This is a genomic window from Salinarimonas sp., assembly GCF_046292825.1.
Classification (GTDB): Bacteria; Pseudomonadota; Alphaproteobacteria; order Rhizobiales; family Beijerinckiaceae; genus Salinarimonas.
Map to the genome: position 1 here is coordinate 25,017 of NZ_JBKBQG010000013.1, position 18,056 is coordinate 43,072.

Annotated in this window: 13 protein-coding genes; 5 read left to right on the forward strand and 8 right to left on the reverse strand. The window is 73.3% G+C overall.

Annotated elements, in window-relative coordinates:
• Window positions 1-73 precede the first annotated feature (73 nt).
• The 3 genes from ACK4UM_RS08675 to glcF all read left to right on the forward strand — a co-directional run bounded on the left by ACK4UM_RS08675 (window position 74) and on the right by glcF (window position 4,313).
• Complete coding sequence (locus tag ACK4UM_RS08675) at window positions 74-1,507, forward strand: FAD-linked oxidase C-terminal domain-containing protein (protein ID WP_409797839.1); 1,434 nt, start codon at window positions 74-76, stop codon at window positions 1,505-1,507.
• 19 nt (window positions 1,508-1,526) lie between these two features.
• Window positions 1,527-2,708, forward strand: a complete 1,182-nt coding sequence (gene glcE, locus ACK4UM_RS08680; RefSeq protein WP_409797840.1) for a glycolate oxidase subunit GlcE — start codon at window positions 1,527-1,529, stop codon at window positions 2,706-2,708.
• A 246-nt stretch (window positions 2,709-2,954) separates the two neighbouring features.
• Complete coding sequence (gene glcF, locus ACK4UM_RS08685; RefSeq protein ID WP_409797841.1) at window positions 2,955-4,313, forward strand: glycolate oxidase subunit GlcF; 1,359 nt, start codon at window positions 2,955-2,957, stop codon at window positions 4,311-4,313.
• 49 nt (window positions 4,314-4,362) lie between these two features.
• Here the strand turns inward: glcF and ACK4UM_RS08690 are convergent, their stop codons facing one another.
• From ACK4UM_RS08690 to ACK4UM_RS08720, 7 genes are all read right to left on the reverse strand, one after another.
• Window positions 4,363-6,075, reverse strand: a complete 1,713-nt coding sequence (locus tag ACK4UM_RS08690) for a heparinase II/III family protein (RefSeq protein WP_409797843.1) — start codon at window positions 6,073-6,075, stop codon at window positions 4,363-4,365.
• 108 nt (window positions 6,076-6,183) lie between these two features.
• The gene (locus tag ACK4UM_RS08695) at window positions 6,184-7,503 is read right to left on the reverse strand and encodes an RsmB/NOP family class I SAM-dependent RNA methyltransferase (protein WP_409797845.1); all 1,320 of its coding nucleotides are present in this window, start codon (window positions 7,501-7,503) and stop codon (window positions 6,184-6,186) included.
• 117 nt (window positions 7,504-7,620) lie between these two features.
• On the reverse strand, window positions 7,621-9,339 hold the full coding sequence (locus tag ACK4UM_RS08700) for a CHAD domain-containing protein (RefSeq protein WP_409797847.1): 1,719 nt from the start codon (window positions 9,337-9,339) through the stop codon (window positions 7,621-7,623).
• A gap of 131 nt (window positions 9,340-9,470) precedes the next feature.
• Window positions 9,471-10,382, reverse strand: coding sequence for a diguanylate cyclase domain-containing protein (locus ACK4UM_RS08705; protein ID WP_409797849.1), 912 nt, complete (start codon window positions 10,380-10,382; stop codon window positions 9,471-9,473).
• Window positions 10,383-10,477: 95 nt separating this feature from the next.
• Entirely contained in the window at window positions 10,478-11,176 is a 699-nt protein-coding gene (locus ACK4UM_RS08710) for a nucleotidyltransferase family protein (protein WP_409797925.1), read from the reverse strand.
• Window positions 11,177-11,196: 20 nt separating this feature from the next.
• A complete protein-coding gene (gene tsaE, locus ACK4UM_RS08715; RefSeq protein WP_409797851.1) occupies window positions 11,197-12,795 on the reverse strand; it encodes a tRNA (adenosine(37)-N6)-threonylcarbamoyltransferase complex ATPase subunit type 1 TsaE in 1,599 nt (532 codons plus the stop codon).
• A 16-nt stretch (window positions 12,796-12,811) separates the two neighbouring features.
• Window positions 12,812-15,328, reverse strand: coding sequence for an ATP-binding protein (locus tag ACK4UM_RS08720; protein WP_409797853.1), 2,517 nt, complete (start codon window positions 15,326-15,328; stop codon window positions 12,812-12,814).
• Window positions 15,329-15,568: 240 nt separating this feature from the next.
• Between ACK4UM_RS08720 and ACK4UM_RS08725 the strand changes: the two genes are divergently transcribed.
• Window positions 15,569-16,312, forward strand: coding sequence for an SIMPL domain-containing protein (locus ACK4UM_RS08725; RefSeq protein WP_409797855.1), 744 nt, complete (start codon window positions 15,569-15,571; stop codon window positions 16,310-16,312).
• Between the two features lie 9 nt (window positions 16,313-16,321).
• Here the strand turns inward: ACK4UM_RS08725 and ACK4UM_RS08730 are convergent, their stop codons facing one another.
• On the reverse strand, window positions 16,322-16,948 hold the full coding sequence (locus ACK4UM_RS08730; protein ID WP_409797857.1) for an AraC family transcriptional regulator: 627 nt from the start codon (window positions 16,946-16,948) through the stop codon (window positions 16,322-16,324).
• Between the two features lie 139 nt (window positions 16,949-17,087).
• On the opposite strand from ACK4UM_RS08730, the gene ACK4UM_RS08735 reads away from it, so the two are divergent.
• Window positions 17,088-17,975 (forward strand): DMT family transporter, encoded by an 888-nt coding sequence (locus ACK4UM_RS08735; RefSeq protein WP_409797859.1) that lies wholly within the window; start codon window positions 17,088-17,090, stop codon window positions 17,973-17,975.
• Window positions 17,976-18,056 lie beyond the last annotated feature (81 nt).

The window sequence follows — 18,056 nt, forward strand, 5'->3', positions numbered from 1 at the left end:
GCGCGCCCGGGCGGAGCCCGCCCGCGCCCGGGCGAAGCCCGCCGCAGAAGACGAGTGACCGAGGAGGACGCCCATGACGATCGCCTTCCCCGTGCCGGACAGGGACATCCTCGCGCGCCGCGAGGCGATCCTCGAGGGGCTGTCGCGCCTCGTCGCGCCCGACGCGCTGATCGCGAGCGAGGACGAGCGCCGCGCCTTCGACACGGACGCGCTGACCGCCTATCGCAAGATGCCGCTCGCGGTGGTGCTCCCCTCCTCGACGCGGGAGGTGGCGGACGTGATGCGCTTCTGCCACGAGAACGGCGTCAAGGTGGTGGCGCGCGGAGCGGGCACCTCGCTCGCCGGCGGCGCCATCCCGCAGGAGGACGCGGTGGTGCTCGGCGTCTCGAAGCTCAACCGGGTGATTTCCGTCGATTACGCCAATCGCGCCATGCGGGTCGAGGCCGGCATCACCAACCTCGCGATCAGCCAGGCGGTGGCCCACGAGGGCTTCTTCTACGCGCCCGACCCGTCGAGCCAGCTCGCCTGCACGATCGCCGGCAACGTCGCCATGAATTCCGGCGGCGCGCATTGCCTGAAATACGGCGTCACCACGAACAACCTCCTCGGCCTCACCGTGGTGCTCGTCGACGGCACCGTCGTCGAGATCGGCGGCGACATGCTCGATGCCGCGGGCTACGACCTCCTCGGCCTCATGACGGGCTCGGAGGGCCAGCTCGGCATCGTGACGGAGGCGACGGTGCGCATCCTGCGCGCGGCCGAGGGCGCGCGCCCGGCGCTGATGGGCTTCGAGACGGTGGAAGCGGCGGGCGCCTGCGTCGCGGCGATCATCGCGGCGGGCATCATCCCCGTCGCGCTCGAATACATGGACCGCCCGGCGATCCGCATCTGCGAGGATTTCGCCAAAGCCGGCTATCCGCTCGACGTCGACGCGCTCCTCATCATCGAGGTCGAGGGCTCGGAGGAGGAGATCGAGGACGCGCTCGCGCGCATCGTGAAGGTCGCCGAGCCCTTCGCGCCGAAGGTGATGAAGGTCGCGCAGTCGGAGGCCGAGGCCGCGGCGATCTGGAAGGGCCGCAAATCCGCCTTCGGCGCGACCGGCCGCGTCGCCGACTACATCTGCATGGACGGCACCATCCCCACGGGCCGGCTGCCGGAGGTGCTCGCGGGCATCGACCGGATCGTGAAATCCTACGGGCTCGGCGTCGCCAACGTCTTCCATGCCGGCGACGGCAATCTCCACCCGCTCGTGATGTTCGACACCGCGAAGCCCGGCGAGATGGAGAAGGCGGAGGCCGCGGGCGCGGACATACTCAAGCTGTGCGTCGAGGTCGGCGGCTGCCTCACCGGCGAGCACGGCGTCGGCATCGAGAAACGCGATCTGATGACGACGCAGTACACGCGCGAGGATCTCCACCAGCAGATGCGCGTGCGCGGCGTCTTCGACCCGCTCTGGCTGCTCAACCCCGCCAAGGTCTTCCCGCTCGACGGGCGGATCGCCGCCTGATCCGCCAGAGGACGCTTCGATGACGCTCCACGTCCCGACGAGCGAAGACGAGGTCGCAGGCCTCGTCGCCGAGGCGGTCGCCTCGCGCACGCTGCTCTGCGTCTGCGGCGGCGACACCAAGGCCGGGATCGGCCGCCCGGCCCAGACGCAAGCGACCCTCTCGACCCGCGCGCTCGCCGGGATCACGCTCTACGAGCCGGCCGAGCTCGTGATCGGCGCGCGCGCCGGCACGCCCGTCGCCGAGGTCGAGGCCGCGCTCGGGGAGAAGGGCCAGCGTCTCGCCTTCGAGCCGCCCGATCTTCGCGCGCTGATGGGGAGCGCGGGGACGCCGACGATCGGCGCGCTCGCCGCCGCGAACCTGTCGGGCCCGCGCCGCATCCAGGCCGGCGCGGCGCGCGACGCGCTGATCGGCGTGCGCTTCGTCAACGGGCGCGGCGAGGCGATCAAGAATGGCGGGCGGGTGATGAAGAACGTCACCGGGCTCGACCTCGTCAAGCTCCAGGCCGGCGCCTACGGCACGTTGGGCGTCCTCACCGAGGTGATCTTCAAGGTGCTGCCGGTGCCGCAGCGCACGGCGACGCTCGTCTATTCCGGCCTCGACGACGTGAGCGGGGTCGCGGCGCTCTGCGCGGCGCTGGGCTCGCCCTTCGAGGCGACAGGCGCGGCGCATCTGCCGGGCGCGGACGGGGAGGGCGCGCGCACGCTCGTGCGCATCGAGGGCTTCGACGCCTCGGTGACCTATCGCCTCGGCGAGCTGCGCCGCCTGCTCGCGGATTACGGCGAGCCGGCAATCGTCGAGGGCGCGGACGGCGAGGGGATTTGGCGCGGCGTGCGCGACGTGGCGCCCCTCGTCACGCCCGCCGATCGCGCCGTGTGGCGGATCTCGACGGCGCCGACCCGCGGCCCCGCTCTGGTCGCCGCGATCGCGGCCGAGACGGACGCGCGCGCGCTCTACGATTGGGGCGGCGGGCTCGTCTGGCTCGCCGTCGAGGCGAGCGCGGCCGCAGCCGACCTCGTGCGCCGCGCGACGCGCGCGCATGGCGGCTACGCGACCCTGATCCGCGCGCCCGCCGACCTGCGCGCCGCGATCGACGTCTTCGAGCCGCTCTCCGAGCCGTTGATGCGGATCACCAAGGGCATCAAGACGAGCATCGACCCGCATGGGATCTTCAATCCCGGGCGGATGTATGCGGGGGTGTGAGGGGATGGATCGTCTCACGTGTGTCATCCCGGACGCCGAAGGCGATCCGGGAACCAGATCCGCGACGGTTCAGTCGCAGCCTGTAGGCTGCGTTTCTCGGGGGTGACCCGCTCATCCGTCGAGACGCGAGCGCGGCATGCGCGCTCGGGCAAACGTCGAGTTGATGGGTCCCGGATCGCCTTCGGCGTCCGGGATGACAGCGGTGGGAATTTCGTAACGGCGTGCAAAAAGGCGAAGGTTCAGGCGATGCAGACCAACTTCACCCCCGAGCAGCTCGCCGATCCCGCCATGCGGGAATCGGAGAAGATCCTGCGCACCTGCGTGCATTGCGGCTTCTGCACCGCGACCTGCCCGACCTATCTCCTGCTCGGCGACGAGCTCGACAGCCCGCGCGGGCGCATCTACCTGATGAAGGACATGCTCGAGAACGGCAAGCCGGCGACGGCGGAAGTCGTCAAGCATGTCGACCGCTGCCTGTCCTGCCTCTCCTGCATGACGACCTGTCCGTCCGGCGTGCATTACATGCACCTCGTCGGCCATGCCCGCGCCTATATCGAGGAGACGCATACCCGCTCCTGGCACGACCGGCTGGTGCGCACGATTCTCGCCAAGGTGCTGCCCTACCCGAACCGCTTCCGCCTCGCTTTGATGGGCGCGACGCTCGGGCGGCCGCTCGCGGGGTTCTTGGCCGCGATTCCCGGCGTGGGCCCGCGGCTTGCCGCGATGCTCTCGCTCGCCCCCTTCCCGCTGCCGGGCCGCGCGGCGAGCGACGGGGCGATGGTTCATGCCGCGCAAGGCGAGCGGCGCGGGCGCGTCGCGATCCTGCAGGGCTGCGCCCAGCGCGTCCTCGATCCCGGCATCAACGAGGCGACCGTGCGCCTCCTCACCCGCGCGGGCATCGAGGTCGTGCAGGCGAAGGACGAGGGCTGCTGCGGCGCCATCGTCCACCATATGGGCCGCGCGCATGACGGCCACGCGCTCGCCAAGCAGGCGATCGAGGCGTGGACGCGCGAGATCGAGGGCGAGGGGCTCGACGCGATCGTGATCACGGCGTCGGGCTGCGGCACCACGATCAAGGATTACGGCTTCATGTTCCGCGACGACCCGGCCTGGGCGGACAAGGCCGCCCGCGTCTCGGCGCTGGCCCGCGACGTGAGCGAATACGTGACGAGCCTGAAGATCGTCGACCCCGCGCGCGACGTCTCGCACCTCACGGTCGCCTATCATTCCGCCTGCTCGATGCAGCACGGCCAGCAGATCCGCACCGAGCCGAAGACGCTCCTCAAGAAGGCGGGCTTCGTCGTCAAGGACGTGCCCGAGGGCCATATCTGCTGCGGCTCGGCCGGGACCTACAACATCCTTCAACCGGAGATCGCGGCGCAGCTGCGCGCCCGCAAGGTCGCCAATATCGAGCGCACGAAGCCCGACCTGATCGCCACCGGCAATATCGGCTGCATGACCCAGATCGGGAAGGGCACCGACATCCCCATCGTCCACACCGCAGAATTGCTCGACTGGGCGACGGGCGGGCCGATCCCGCAGGCGCTCGAGGCGGCGGGGATCGCCGAGCGCGCGCCCCGGCGCGCCCGCGCAGCGGCGGAGTGAGCGCGACCGCGCGCGCCGAGCCGTCGACCGGCGTCGCGCGAGAGGCCCGTCACCGCCCCGACGTCGTGAGCCGCTCGAAGCGCCAGGCGAGGCGGGTGGTCGCGCGCGGGTCGAAGGCGACGACGATCTGGCGGGCGCGGCGGGCGCCGTCCGTCGCGGAGAGGTAGAGGCTGTCTTCGAGGGCTGCCGCGACGCCCGCCTCGGGCTCCTCCAGCACGAATTGCCAGGTCTCTCCGTTGGCGAGCGCGAGCAGGACCACGCGGCCGCCCTGGGCGAGGCTCGCGCGCACCGAGGGGTGCAGATGGAAGCGCGCCTGCGCGCGGCCGGCCTTGCCGTTCCCCACGAGCGTGTCGCTGCCGGCGACGCGGGAGCCGTCCGCCGCCGCGCTCCAGCGCCGCTCGTGGACGAGCCCGAAGGCGCGCGCATAGCCGTCGTGACGGGCTTCGAGCACGTGCGGGCCGGGGCGCGCGACGTGGACCTCGGAGGGCCCGTCGACCACGACCGGACCGAGGCGCCGGACGGCATAGGCGGCGGCGAGCCGGCCGATCGCACCGCGGGCCTGCGTCGCGAAGGTCGCGCTCGAGGCGTCTTCCAGGGTGATCGTCGAATGCGCGGGGGTGGTGCGGGCGGGCTGCGCGAGAGGGTCCGTGAGGTCGCGCGGCAGGCCGATATTGACGACGATCCGCGCCTCCCCGCTCGACAGCTCGAAGGAGAGCGCGCCCGCGGTCGCGTCGGCGGCGAAGACCGGCGGCGGCGGCGCGCCGACATCGGCGACGAGGACGAGCCGCCCCGCCTCCATCCGCTCGTAGCCCGACAGGAGCCCGCGCTGGAGCGGGCTCGCGCGGCCCTCGTCGTAGAACAGGAGCATCGTCAGGTGGTCGACGGGCGTCGAGCCCATGCCGTTGAAATGGCTGAGCGTGCCGTCCCCGTGGCGCAGGAGCCGCAGCATCGGCGGCATCCGGTCGATCGCCTTGATCAGCGCATCGGGGGGCTCGAGGCCGCGGGCGAGGTAGACCTGCTTGAGGGGTAGGAGATCGAGGAGGAGGTCCAGCACCGCACGGGGGTTGCGTCCGACATGACCGCCGTCGGCGAGGATCTGCGCGTCGAGCTCGCGCCGGACGAGCTTCGTCGCCTGCCGCCCCATGGTCGCGCAGCCCTCGCAGGTGAGCCCGGCATAAGCGAGCGCGATCGAGGCCTGCAGCCGCACGATCGGGCGCGGATGGGCCGTCGCGGCGCGCGCGACGATGCGCAGGTCGCGGGCGATCTGGCGCATGAAGCGCTGGTAGAAGGCGTGGTCCGCGCCGTCGAGCACGAGCGGCGACTGGCTGAGGAAGGAGATCACCCGCCGCGCCGCGACCTCCGGCTTGCGCAGCCGCGGCCCCCGCGCGAGGCGCAGGAACTCGTCGACGAGGGCGCGGGCATTGGCGCGCGCCAGGGCGGTGTCGGCGGCGCTCAGATGACGCAGCCAGGAGAAGCCCCACAGCGTGTCCGCCCAGCCGTCGGAGGGCGGCTCGGCGAGAAAGGGCGAGCGCCCGCCGGTCGCGACGGCCCGGCCCGCGAAGACGTAGGAGCCCGCATAGATGTCGTCGGCGATGGTGGCGTCGCTCGTGCGCAGGTCGGGGGGCACGATCAGGAGCCGATCGGGCGTGCGCGGTCGCACCGCCCCGAGCCCGATCAGGCCCGCGGCGCCGATGCGCAGCGTCCGGCCCGCTTCCCCGAGCGCGATCCGGATGAGCCGCCAAACGTCCGGCGTGTTGGTCACGTCGTCCCCTCGTCTGGCCCCGATACGAGAATGAGCGTCCTCAGGGTTAACGGCGGGTCAACGCGAAAGCCTCCATCCTCCGAAATTTCGCGGGAGACGTCCCGTCGATCAGGTCGAGGCGCGTCGGAAGCGGGCGGCGAAGAAGCCGTCGAGCCCCGGCGCCTCGGGCAGGAGCGCATGGCTCGGTAGGATGCGCAGGTCGCCCTTGCGCGTCACGGCGGCGGCGAGGCCGCCGACCTCCTCGGGCCGGATCGGCTCGCGGACGAGACCCGGATGCTGCTCGAGCGCGGTGCGCGCCTGCGCCTCGCCCTCCTCCGGCTCGAGCGAGCAGGTGCAGTACACGATCCGCCCTCCGGGCCGCACGAGCGCGATCGCGGCGTCGATCAGGCGCGTCTGGATCGCCGCGAGCGCCGCGATGTCCGCCTCGCTCTTCGTCCAGGCGACGTCGGGATGCCGGCGCAGCGTGCCGGTCGAGGAGCAGGGCGCGTCGACGAGGACGGCGTCGAAGGCCTCGCGCTCGGGCAGAGCGGTGGCGTCGGCGACGCGGATCTCGGCTTCGAGCCGCAGCCGCGCGAGGTTCTCCTCGAGCCGCGCGAGCCGCTCGCGGGAGCGGTCGACGGCGAGGACCCGCGCGCCGGCGGCGGCGAGCTGCGCCGTCTTGCCGCCGGGCGCGGCGCACAGATCGGCGATCCGCTCGCCCGGCCGCGGCGCGAGCAGCCGCGCGGGCATCGCGGCGGCGGCGTCCTGCACCCACCAGGCGCCCTCCGCATAGCCGGGCAGATCCGGCACCGGCGTGCGTTGGCGCAGGCGCAGGCTCCCCGTCGGCAGGAGGATCGCGTCGAGCGGGGCGACCCATTCGGCGGGGTCCCCGCGGGTCGTGAGGTCGAGATCGGCCTCCGCTCGGCAGGCGCGCGCGATCGCTCCGGCGACGTCCGCGCCGTAGGTCTTGCGCCAGCGCGCGGCGAGCCAATCGGGAGTATCGCGCATCGGATCGGCCGCCGCCTCGGCGCGGATCGCCTCCGCCTCGCGCGCGATCCGGCGCAGCACCGCGTTGACGAGGCCCCCCGCCCGCGCGAGCCGCCGATCCGCGCTCGCGATGGCGACGGCCGTGCCGACGGCGGCATGGTCGGGCACGTCGAGGAACAGGATCTGCGCGGCGCCGATCGCGAGGAGCGCCTCGAGGCGGGGATCCTCCACCGGACGGTCGAGCCGCTGCGCGATCGCCGTGCGGATCGTGCCGAGCCGGCGCATCGTGGCGACCGCGATCGCGCGGGCGAGCGCCCGGTCGCGCGGCTCCATCGCGAGGCGGGCGCCGCGGGCGGCGAGGACGTCGTCGAGCGACGTCTTCGCGCGCAGCGTCTCGGCGACGCCGTCGAGGGCGAGCCGGCGCGGCGCGAGGCCGGCGGTCGCGTCGTCTGCGGGGGACATCGATCGGCTCCTCGTCGGCGGCCTCTCGCGGCGCGAATCGCGACGGCGCGAGGGATCGTCGTGCGCCGCCGGGCCTCTATAGAGCCTCGCGCCGTCCGATGGAAACGCCTCCGGCGCTCACGCCCAGAAGGGTTTCGCGGAAGCCAGCCGCTTCACCGCCTTCGCCGCCGCGGCGAGATGCTCGGCGGCCGCGTCCTCGGCGTCCGGCCGGGCGAGCCGCGCGAGGCCCTCGGCGAGGAGCGGGTCCGGCTCTGGGAAGCTCGCCGCGAGCCGATCCCCGACCGCGAGATCGTTGAGCGCGCCGAGATCCTCCTGGAGCGCCTCGAGCGCGTCGAGCGTCGCCTCGTGGCGCGCGCCCGCCGCCTTGGCGGAGAGATCGCCGGCCTCGCCGCCGACGAAGATGCCGGCGAAGAACTCGGTCGCGTAGCGCAGCTTCTTCACCGCGATGCGCAGATCGTGCCGCGCCTCGATCGACAAAGCCGCGAGCGCGCGCCGGGCGGCGCCCTTGCCGATCGGCTCGGCGAGGGTGTCGCGCCGGCCGGGCTTGGCGGTGGGCGTGCAGCCGAGGCCCGCGAGCACCTTCGCCGCGCGCTTGCGCAGGCTGCGCCGGGCGAAGCGCGCGACGGGCTCGTCGCGGGTCGCGTTCGCCCCCTCGCGCCAATTGCCGGCCTCGACGAAGGCGGCCGCGTCGATCTGCATCAGCCGGTAGCGCGCGCTCGACGAGGCGGCGAGCGCACCGGCGAAGGCCTCCTCCCTCCGCGCGGCGAAGGCCTCCGACAGGCGCACGAGCGCGGGATCCTCGGGATCGCCGGCGCGCATCGGCTCCACCACGGTCGCGATCACGACGTCGAGATCGCGCGCGGCGCCGAGCTGGTCGGCCATCCATTTCAGCTCGGCCGAGAGGGCGCGGCGCGGCCCCTCCTCGAGGATCGGCGCGAACAGCGAGAGCGCCGCCCGCAGGCGCCGGAGCGCGACGCGCGACTGGTGCACGGCGCCCGGCGCGCGCTGCTCGCGCAAAGCCGCCTCGTTGCCGGCAAGCTGCTTCAGGCAGGCGCGGGCGATCGCCTGGAAGGCCTCGCCGGCGGACATGGCGGGTGTGAGGCCCGGCGGCACCTGCTTGACGATCCGCGGGCCCTCGCCCGCCGCGAGCGCCGCTCCGCGCTGCGCCTTCGAGCGCGTGCCGAGCGACAGGGGCGCCGCCTCGGCGAGGCCGCGCGCGATGCGGAAGAGATCGGCGTGGGTGCCCTGGACCAGCTCGAGCTCGATCTCGCAGAAGGGCTCGCTACGCTCGCCCACGCGGACCGTGCCCTCGTCGAGGACGAGGCGCGCCTGCGCGCCGGATTCGTCGAGGGAGAGGATGCGCCTGCGGGTCTCGACCGCGTAGAGCGGCGCGAGCGCGGCACGGACCTTGCGCTTCGCGAACAGCTTCGCGAGCGGCGTCGCGGCGAGGGCGTCGAAATCGAGCGTGTCGCCGGCGACCCGCACCTCCCATTCGTCGCGATCGAACAAGCCGGCCGCGGCGCCCGAGCCGATCTTCAGCGTCTGGATGCGGACGCGGCCCTCGCGGCGGATGCGCAGGCTCGCGCCGTGCGCGGCGAGCCGTCCGTCGGGCGTGTCGAAATAGGTGGCGAGGAGGCGCCGCGGCGCCTTCGCCTTCGCGAGCGCGGCGGCGAAGGCCGCGTGCCCGCGCAGGGCGTCGAGGGCGGTCCGGTCGAGATCGAGCTTCAGCTCGATCTCGCGCAGGGGCGCGATCGGGCTGTCGGTGGGCGCGGCGTCGCCGATCGCATCGGCAGCGCCCGCGTCGTCGATCGGGGCGTCTTGATCGGGGGGAGACATCGCGCGGCTCCGTGGACTTGGACACGGCGCCATCCAGATCCGATGCCGCGACGGATTGCAAACCTTTCCCGGAGAAAGGGGTTCCTGCGATGATCCACCCCCGGCTAAGGATCGGGGGCTGCGGCGGGCCGTCAACCCACGCGGGCGACGTGGAGATCGGCGAAGGCGCTCATCACGCGGTCGCGGCCGGAAGACTTGGCGTCGTAGAGCGCGATGTCGGCGCGCTTGAGGAGGCCCTCGACGGTCTCGCCGTCGGACCACTCGCTCACCCCGTAGCTCGCGGAGACGCGCAGGGGACCGGTGCGGCCGCGCACCCGCAGCTGGGACAGACGCTCGCGCAGGCCCTTCGCCACCTCGGCGCCTTCGAGCCCGCGCTTGCCCGGCAGACCGATGGCGAATTCCTCGCCGCCCATGCGCCCGGCGAAGCCCCCCGACGCAGCGGCGTATTCGGCGAGCAGCGCGCCCACCGCGCGGATGGTGGCGTCGCCGACATCGTGGCCGTGGCCGTCGTTGATCGTCTTGAAATGGTCCATGTCCATCAGGACGAGGGAGAGCCGGCCGTGGTCGCCCTGCCGACGCGCGGCATCGGCGAGCCGGCGCACGAAGGCGCCGTGATTGTAGAGGCCCGACAAGGAATCGGTCTCGGCGAGCTTGATCAGCTCGCGCTGCATGCCCGTGACGCGTTGGGCCGCGCGCAGGCGCGCCTGCAGCTCCTCGGCGACGGGCGGCTTCGAGATGAAGTCGTCGGCGCCCGAATCGAGCGCCTCGGAGAGGTTGCGCACGTTCTTGAGCGAGGACATCGCGATGATGTAGAGCGGACGGCGCTCCTCGGCCAGCAATCGGGCCGACCAGCACAGCTCGAAGCCGGCGATGGGGCGCGTCTCCAGGCTCGTGATCAGCGCGTCGACGCTCGGCGTGTCGGTCACGTGGGCGAGCGCCTCGCGGCTGTCGGTGAAGACGTCGACCCGGTGTCCGCGCGGCTCGAGCATGCCCGCGACGACCTTGAGAACGACACGGCTCGTGTCGACGACGACGATATGCATGGTTGCGTTCGCCCCAGCGGAAGACGAAGGCAAACTTAGCGACGTGCGTTTAAGAACCGCCTAACGACGCAGCGTCCAGCGCGGCTCTTGCCCCGTCATTCGCGGCCTTCGATCCGTTTTTGCGCCTGAGCATGGGCGTGCGGATCGCCGACATGCAGCCAGATCCCGTCGAGGCGCAGGCCGAAGAGGCGGCCGCGCGCGAGGGCGCGATCGAACAGCAGGTTGAGCGAGAAGGGCTCGTCGGGCGTGTCGGCGAAGAGCCCGGCGTGGAGGATCGCGACGCCGGCATAGGCGAAGGGCGTCACCCGCCGCTCGGCGCGGCGCGCCAGCCGCCCGTCGGCATCCATGTCGAAATCGCCGGGCTGGTCGAAGCCGACGCTCGTCACGGTCGCCGCGAGGAGGAGCGCGACGTCCATGCGGTCGGGATCGTAGAATTCGATCAGGCGCTCGATATTGGAGCGCGGGCCCTCGAGCCAGATCGAATCCGTGTTGTGCACGAGGAAGGGCCCCGCCCCGAGGCTCGGCAGCGCGCGCTTGGTACCGAGCCCGGTGTCGAGGAGCCGCTCGCGCTCGTTCGAGACGACGACGCGCGGCGCGGCGTCGCGGCGGGCGAGATGCGCCTCCATCAGGTCGGCGAGATAGTGCACGTTGACGATCGCGGTCTCGACGCCGGCCTGCGCCAGCCGATCGAGCGCATGATCGATCAGCGCGCGCCCGCCGACCTCGATCAGCGGCTTCGGCGCGGTGGTGGTGAGAGGGCGCAGGCGCCGTCCGTAGCCGGCTCCGAGCACCATGGCCGTGGTGGGGCGGACGTTCACGAGGGGTCTCCGGCGGCGTGCCCGGCGGCGTCGCCGCCCGCGAGGCGCGGCGCGTGCGTCGCGTACCAGGCCTTCACCCGCGCGAGCGCCGGATGGGCGAGGTTGCGGGTCAGGTAGGTCTCGACGCGGGGGATGTGGCCGAGATAGCCGCTCTTGCGGTCGCGCCTGTCGAGCCGCGTGAAGATGCCGAGGATCTTCGTCGCGCGCTGGGCGCCGAGGATGGCGTAGGACCGCGCGAAGGCGGCGACGTCGAAGCCGGGCTCGCGCACGCGCCGCTCGCGGGCGTAGAGCGAGAGGAGCTTCAATTCGAGATCGGGCGGCACCGTCACCCGCGCGTCCTGCAGGAGCGAGACGAGGTCGTAGGCCGGGTGGCCGAGGGTCGCGTCCTGGAAATCGATGAGGCCGACCCGGGCGACGCCCTCGCGCTCGGGGAGCCAGATCAGGTTCGGCGAGTGGAAGTCGCGCAGGGTCCAGGTGGTCGGCTGCGCGAGCACCTCCTCGATCGCCTCGCCCCAGGCATTGACGAAGTCGGCCCGGGCCGACCCGGAGATCTCGGTGCCGAGCGCGTGGCGCATGTACCAGTCGAGGAGGAGCTCGACCTCGATGGCGAGCGCCTGGGCATCGTAGGCGGGGATGACGTGCTCGATCTCGTCGGCGACGGGCAGCACGTGCGGCAGCGTCGTCGTGTGCAGACGCACGAGGAGCCGCACGGCCTCGGCATAGCGCTCGGGGATCGGTCCGGCGGCGTCGACGACGGGTCCCTCGCCGAGATCCTCGATGAGGAGCAATCCCTCGTCCAGGGCCTCGCCGTAGATCCGGGGTGCGGAGAAGCCGAGGGCGCGCAGCGCCCGGTCCATGGCCACGAAGGGGTGCACGCTCTCGGCCAGGCGCGCGATCTCGCTGTAGGTGCGACCCTGGCGGATCGGCGGGCCGTCGGGACGGCGCGGGGAGATCATCAGGATCGCGGTCTCGCCGTCGGGCTTCCTCAGGCGCTCGTAGGCGCGGCTCGACGCGTCGCCGTGGAGCGGCGTGCGGGTCGCGTCGAGCCAGCCGGTGCGCTCGAGCACGCCCTTGAGCGCGCGGGCCCGCAGGAGCCGCTCGCCGAAGGCGCCGGTGCCGACGAGGATGGCGACGCGCGCCTGCGGGGTCTCGGCCGAGACGACGTCGAGCGTCACGTCGAGCCGCGCCGTCCCGAGCGCGCCCGCCGCGCGGTCGGGCCATTCGACCAGCGTGATCGCCCCGTCGGTGGCCTCCTCCCAGCCCATCTCGACGAGCTCGGCCGTGCCGCCGATCCGGTAGAAATCGGCGTGGACGACGGGGCCCCTCGGCGTCTCGTAGGTCTGCATCAGGGTGAAGGTCGGGCTCGGCACCTCGAGGCGCGGATCGCCGGCGAGCGCGCGCACGATCGCCCGCGCGAGCGTCGTCTTGCCCGCGCCGAGCCCGCCCGAGAGCGTGACGAGGTCGCCCGGCCGCAGCTCGTCGGCGACGAAACGGGCGAGCGCGGCGGTCGCCGCCTCGTCGTCGAGCGCCACCTCCCAGACCGGGAGACGCGGATCCGGGCCGGGCGGGAGACCCAAGAGGCCTTGTTCGGGCATGTTCCTGTCCGTGTCGCTACTCGGCCGCGAGACGTTGCGGGCCGTCAGCGGGGAAAACGCAGGTCACCGTGGTCCCCGATCCGGGCTCGGAAATCAAGCTCACCCGCCCGCCATGCGCCTCGACGAAGGCGCGCACGATGGAGAGGCCGAGCCCGACGCCGCGATGGCGGGTGCCGAGCGTGTGGCTCTCGAAGCGGTCGAACACCTTCGCGGCGACCGCCTCGGGGATGCCGCGGCCCGAATCGACGACTTCGAGCACCACGTCGCCGGCCTGCCTGCGGGCGCGTACGCGGATCGTCTGCCCCGCCGACGAGAAGCCGATCGCGTTCGAGAGGAGGTTGAACAGCACCTGGCGGACGCGCTTGGGGTCGGCGACGAAGGTGCCGATGTCCTGCGGCGCGTCGATCTCGAGCACGATCTCCTGCTCGGCGATGCGGTCGTCGAGCCCGCGCGCGGCGGCCTCGATCGTCTCGCGGATGTCGACCGGCGCGGGCTCGAGCGCGAGCGATCCCGTGTCGATCGAGGCGAGGTCGAGGATGTCGTTGACGATGGCGAGCAGCGCGCCCGACGAGCGCATGATGTGCCCGGCATAGTCCTTCTGGCGCTCGTTGAGCTCGCCGACGGTACCGTCGCCCAGGAGTTGGGTGAAGCCGATGATGGTGGTGAGCGGCGAGCGCAGCTCGTAGGAGACGTGGTGGACGAAGTCCTCGCGCAGGCGCGCGGCGGCCTCGAGCGCCTCGTTCTTCTCGATGAGCGCGCGCTCGACGTTGACGCTCGCGGTGACGTCGACGAAGGCGACGAGGGTGCCGCCGTCCGGCAGCGGCTGGATCGCGCAATCGAGATGCAGGCCGTCGCGGCGCGCGAGGCGCAGGGCGAGCCCGTCGCGCGAGTCGGGCTGGCCGGCGACGGCGGCGCGGATCTCGCTCCAGGCCTCGTCTCCGGGAGCGAGCGCGGCGCAGGCGGCGATCACCGCCTCGACATGCGGCTCCTCCTCCGTCTGCGGCTCGAGCCGCCAGAGCGCGCGGAAGGCGCGGTTGGCGAGCTTGAGCCGGCCGTCCGAGCCGAACACGGCGACGCCTTCCTCCAGCGCGTCGAGCGTCTCGCCCTGGACGCGGATGAGGGCGTTGTAGCGGGATTCGAGCAGGATGTGCTCGGAGACGTCCTCGAACAGATAGGTGAGCCCGCCCTGCGGATTGGGGTTGGCGACGACGTGGAGCGTGCGCCGATCGGGCAGGTGCCACCAGGATTCCTGCGGCTCGATCGCCCGGTAGGCGGAGAGGAGATCGGCCTTCCAGCGGCGGAAATCCACCTGCTCGGGCAGCTTGCGGTCGGCGCGCAGCCGGTCGAGGATCTCGCCCTCGGCGGGGCCGCTCTCGAGGAAGGTCTGGTCCAATCCCCACAGCCGACGATAGGCGGCGTTGTGGAAGACGAGCGTCTGGCGGGCGTCGAAGATCGCGACCGCGCTCGGCAGGTAGTCGAGCGTGCGCACGTGCGCCTGCATCTGGCGGACGAGATCGCCGCGGACCTCCTCGAGTTCGGTGACGTCGACGGCGATGCCCGCGCTGCCGGCGCCGCTCGGCGTCTCGGCGATGTCGACGACGCGGCGGGCGCCGGCGACGATCGCGGCGGCGCGGGCGCGGAAGGCCTGGTTCTGCGCGCGCGCGGTCGCCGCGGCCTCGCGGGTGCCGCGGTCGAGGAGGTCGAGGCCGCGGGCGCGCGCGTCGGCGAGATCGCGCGCCTCGACGGCCGCGAGCCAGGCGCCGTTCGCCCAGGCGACGCGCCCCTCGGCGTCCCGCAGCCAGACCGGCTGGGCGAGGCCCTCGATCAGCCCGCGCAGGCTGTCGAGCTCGGCGCCCTGGCGCGCCAGCCGGTCGTCGGCCTCGCGCACCGCGCGGCGATCGCCGGTGACCTCGCGCAGGCGCAGGATCGCCTGCCCGCCGAGCGCCCGGCCCAGCGCGTCGACATAGCCGCCGCCCTGGGTCTTGAGAACCGCCTGGAAGGCCTCGCCGCGCTCGCGCAGGCGCACGAGGGCGGCCTCCAGCGTCCCGGCGTCGCTCGGCGCGAGCCAGGCGCCGAAGGCGAGGAGCTTGCGGCCGGCGGCGGCGGGGCCGAGGGCGGCGCGATCGCCCTCGATGCGGGGCTCGGCGTCGCGCCCGTCCCAGGAGACGACGATCTGGCTCTCCGCGCCGATCACGATCTCGGCACGATCGTTGGCGCCGCGCAGCTCGGCGATCTCGCCGCGCAGAGCCGTCTCGCGCGCGGTCCAGCGGCGCTGCTCGATCCGGTAGAAGAGGGCGGTGGTGAGCGCGAAGATGAGCGAGCCGGCGACGACCGCGAAGGACAGCGCGCTCTGCGGGTCGATGCGGGCGACGAGCGGCTCGAGCGGGTCCGCCGCCGCCGTGCCGCCCCAGAGGCCCGCGACCAGGCCTCCGGCGAGCGCGGTGGCCGCGAGCGCGACCGATCTCAGGCGGGCGACGGGACGCGGATCGCGCGCGCCCTCCGCATCCCGACCCCCGCTCCCGCCCCCGTCCATTCTCGCGACGTCCCTTCGCTCGAGATCGCAATGCGGGCGATCCGGGGCACGAGCCCGCCGGACGCCTCACCTTGCGACGAATCGTTCGCAGTGTACCCTCCCCGCGACTCCGCCAGGAAGAGGGTTAAGGTTCGTTTAAGCGGACCCGTGGCATGCGAGTCACGCAAGCGCGCCATCAGCCCGCCACGATCGCGGCGCGACCTCGCGCAACCTCCGAATCCTCATCGGGAACTCTTCGTCATGACCAGCCGCAGACCGCTCCGTGCCGCCCGAATCCTCCTCCTCGCGGGGCTCGCCGCGACGGCGCCCTTCGCCGCCGCCTCGGCGCAGGAGACGCCCGCCCGGCCCGGCTCCGTGACGGTGACCGGGACGGGCGAGGTCGAGCGCGCGCCGGACCGCGCCCGCATCCTCGTCGCGGTCGTGAACCGGGGCGCGAGCGTGGCCGAAGTCGTCGCCGCGAACCGGGAGGCGAGCGAAGCGGCGCTCGCGCGCATCGAGGAGCTCGGCATCGCGCGAGAGGACGTCGCGACGGTCGATTTCCAGGTCTTCGAGACGCCGGAGGAATTCACCCGCGACGGGCAGCCGCGCGAGCGTCCGCCCTTCACCGCGAGCCATCGCCTGTCGATTCTCCTCGACGACGTCGACCGCGCGGGCGAGGTCGCGGGGGCGATCCTCGACGGGCAGGCGATGACCTTCCAGGGCATCTCCTTCGAGCTCGAGCGCTCGGAGGAAGCGCAGGACGAGGCGTTGCGGCGCGCCGTCGCCGACGCGCGGCGTCAGGCGCAGGTGCTTGCGGAGGCCGCGGACGTCGCGCTCGGGCGGATCCTGCGCATCGGCGACGCGCAGCCCTCCTTCCCCCGTCCCGAAATGGCCTTCCGCGCCGCCGCCGCCGATGCGCGCGCCCTGCCGATCGTGCCCCCCTCGCGGCTGACCTGGAGCGCGTCGACGACGCTCACCTTCGAGCTCGAGGAGAGCGCGCCCTGAGCCGCGCGCTCATTTCGGAAAGAGATAGATCGCCACCCGCAGGCTCGGATCGTCCTCGTCCTTCGCGTCGGTGAGGAATTCCTCCAGGATGACGTCCTCGACGATCAGCCCGTCGCGGTCGAGCGCCGCGGTCAGCGCCTCGTAGGTGGCGTCGATCTCGGCATAGGGGCCCTCGTGCAGCGCGCGCAGGGCGTAGCCGCCGCGGGTCGCGCCGAAGCCGATCGCGGGCTCGGTCTCCTGCGCGGCGGCGACCTCCTCGGGCGTCGGGGCGCGGGCGAGCGGCAGGAGCACCTCGAAGCCGAACCCGGCATCGTCCCCCGTGAGATAGGCCGCGAGCGGGCGGCCGGCGGCGGCGATGCCGGCGTCGGCGAGGGCCTGCGCGAGCCGCGTGCCGGCCTCGGCGAGCGCGGCATGGGCGTCCTCCCAGGGCGCCTGGCCTTCGAGCCGGGCGGCGGGGCGGGCCTCGAGGCGCACGGTGGCGAGGGTCGGCAGGTCCTCGCCGTCCTCGATCGGGGCGAGGACGGAGGGCGCCGGCGGTGCGATCTCGGGCAGCACGCGCGAGGCCGCGGCCGGGCCGGACGCGAGGAGAAGCCCCGCGAGCACGAGCGCCGCACGCCGATATCCACCCGCCGCCATGCCCGTCTCCCCCTCGCGTGCCGCACGCGGGGCGGAGCCTAATCGATCCGCGGGCGCGCCGCCACACGCTCCCTTTGACACGGCCCCCCGACGGCGCCATCGTGCGCGCCCTTCGCCACGGATCCCCGAGCGCTCCGCTTTGTCCCCCGCCTTCGCCACCCTGATCGGCCTCGCCGCGATCGCCCTGTGGGGGCTGCTCGCCCTGTTCACCGCGGCGTCGGGGGCGATCCCGCCGTTTCAGATGAACGCGATGTGCTTCCTCGTCGGCGGGCTCGTCGGCTGCGTCGCGCTCGCGCGCAAGCCGAAGGCGGTCCGCGCGCTGGTGCAGCCGTGGCCGGTCTGGGCGCTGGGGGTGGGCGGCCTGTTCGGCTATCACGCGCTCTATTTCGGCGCCTTGCGCCTCGCGCCGCCGGCGGAGGCCTCCCTCGTCGCCTATCTGTGGCCGCTCCTGATCGTGGTCTTCTCCGGGCTCCTGCCGGGGGAGCGGCTGCGGGCGATCCATGTCGCGGGCGCGCTCGTCGGCCTCTGCGGCGTCGTCGTCCTCTCGACGGGACAGGGCCTCGCCGCGCGGCCCGAGCACCTGCCGGGCTACCTCCTCGCGCTCGCGGCGGCTCTGTTCTGGGCCGGCTATTCGGTGCTCTCGCGGCGCGTGGCGGACGTGCCGACGCAGGTCGTGGCGGGGTTCTGCCTCGCGACCGCCGCGCTCTCGCTCGCCGTCCATCTCGCCTTCGAGACGACGGTGTGGCCGACGGGCGCGACGCAATGGCTCGCGATCCTCGCGCTCGGGCTCGGCCCGGTGGGAGCCGCCTTCTACGCCTGGGACGTGGGCGTCAAGCGCGGCGACATCCGCCTCCTCGGCGTCGCCTCCTACGCCGCCCCGGTGATCTCGACGCTCGCCCTCGTCGTCGCGGGCTTCGCCGATCCGACCCCGGCTCTCGCGCTCGCCTGCGCGCTGATCGTGGCGGGCGCCCTCGTCGCTTCGAGCGACAAGCTGTTTTCCGGCCGACGGCCCAATCCCTCCCCGTAGGGGAGGGTGGCCCCCGAGCGGAGCGAGGGGGTCGGGTGGGGCCCGGGTCGTGATTTCGCGACAGGCGTCGGGCCCCACCCG

Coding starts and splice junctions, on each gene's coding strand:
- ACK4UM_RS08675 (WP_409797839.1), top strand. CDS start 74: ATGACGATCGCCTTCCCCGTGCCGGACAGGGACATCCTCGCGCGCCGC.
- glcE (WP_409797840.1), top strand. CDS start 1,527: ATGACGCTCCACGTCCCGACGAGCGAAGACGAGGTCGCAGGCCTCGTC.
- glcF (WP_409797841.1), top strand. CDS start 2,955: ATGCAGACCAACTTCACCCCCGAGCAGCTCGCCGATCCCGCCATGCGG.
- ACK4UM_RS08695 (WP_409797845.1), bottom strand. CDS start 7,503: ATGTCCCCCGCAGACGACGCGACCGCCGGCCTCGCGCCGCGCCGGCTC.
- ACK4UM_RS08700 (WP_409797847.1), bottom strand. CDS start 9,339: ATGTCTCCCCCCGATCAAGACGCCCCGATCGACGACGCGGGCGCTGCC.
- ACK4UM_RS08705 (WP_409797849.1), bottom strand. CDS start 10,382: ATGCATATCGTCGTCGTCGACACGAGCCGTGTCGTTCTCAAGGTCGTC.
- ACK4UM_RS08710 (WP_409797925.1), bottom strand. CDS start 11,176: ATGGTGCTCGGAGCCGGCTACGGACGGCGCCTGCGCCCTCTCACCACC.
- tsaE (WP_409797851.1), bottom strand. CDS start 12,795: ATGCCCGAACAAGGCCTCTTGGGTCTCCCGCCCGGCCCGGATCCGCGT.
- ACK4UM_RS08720 (WP_409797853.1), bottom strand. CDS start 15,328: ATGGACGGGGGCGGGAGCGGGGGTCGGGATGCGGAGGGCGCGCGCGAT.
- ACK4UM_RS08725 (WP_409797855.1), top strand. CDS start 15,569: ATGACCAGCCGCAGACCGCTCCGTGCCGCCCGAATCCTCCTCCTCGCG.
- ACK4UM_RS08730 (WP_409797857.1), bottom strand. CDS start 16,948: ATGGCGGCGGGTGGATATCGGCGTGCGGCGCTCGTGCTCGCGGGGCTT.